Here is a 975-nt window from a genome sequence, read left to right as displayed (position 1 = left end):
TTTGTCGCCTTCATATACGCAGAAAACTCATGCTTGTACGCAGCATCTAGGTATCCCGCCACATAATTTTGGGCATCCTCTTCATTCCAGCCACCACAGGCGACAAGCGAAAAAGATAGTACCACAATCATTATTAAACCTATTAGTCTCTTCAAATTTTTCATTCTCATTTTCTCCTACACATTATCTATTTTTTATAATTCTCTCAGTTTGTTATGCTGGAATCGCTTATATTCCTGGGCTTAACCTTTATAATTCGTTCATCTTCAAGAGTAATGCAGACAATATCAGATATTTCTTGATCTATATCTTCTAAAAGTGAACATTCTGTAGCTATATAATTTCCTCTTATATCCCTATATTGGATTTGATTTAACTCCTCTGAATCTATTACCGCCTCACCAGTATATACATGCTTAATACTTTGACGATTAATCCCTTTCATCTGTCGAACACATAGATATATCAAAGAAATAATTCCTAGAACAAAAACAATACCATAATAACCGACTGCTAACAAACGCTTTCCTTCTTGAGCGTTCAACGTTATAAACACTAACACTGTTCCCGATATTAATAAAACCAATAAAATGCTTGGTATTACTCTTTTCATAATCTCTTTCCGCTTGTTACTAATATACTCATTTGCATCGAGCTCTATTAATGGTGCTATCTGATATCTTTCGTCCATAGTTGGTCCCCTTACTAACAATATCAGAACATCTCCTTCAAACCCTTACATTAATAGTTCGAAATTGATAGGAGATGCTCTTCTATCGTCCTTATGACATAAATGCTGAAAAAAAATAATTGTAAAGCAAGATTCTACAGGTGTATGTAGGACTTCTTGTATAAATTGTCAATTATATCGCTTACTAGTTTTTGAGTTCTGTCCTTGGAAATAGTAATAAAAATAGCATATTATACTGCATAGCGAATAGATAAAGAACGCAGCAAATAGTATAATTCTTGTTG

General features: G+C 33.5%; 1 protein-coding gene. It reads right to left on the bottom strand.

Annotation, left to right across the window (positions count from 1 at the left end):
- Nucleotides 1–205 precede the first annotated feature (205 nt).
- Nucleotides 206–691 (bottom strand): hypothetical protein, encoded by a 486-nt coding sequence (locus tag NHH16_RS15465; RefSeq protein ID WP_262070483.1) that lies wholly within the window; start codon nt 689–691, stop codon nt 206–208.
- Nucleotides 692–975: the final 284 nt, after the last annotated feature.

The organism is Ohessyouella blattaphilus, assembly GCF_024721265.1.
Lineage (GTDB): Bacteria > Bacillota > Clostridia > Lachnospirales > Lachnospiraceae > Aequitasia > Aequitasia blattaphilus_A.
The sequence above is the reverse complement of the archived record's forward strand: the minus strand, read 5'-3'. Positions and strand labels throughout refer to the sequence as shown.

What these genes read in the sequence shown, in the direction of transcription:
- NHH16_RS15465 (WP_262070483.1), bottom strand. Translation starts at nt 691, where the DNA reads ATGGACGAAAGATATCAGATAGCACCATTAATAGAGCTCGATGCAAAT.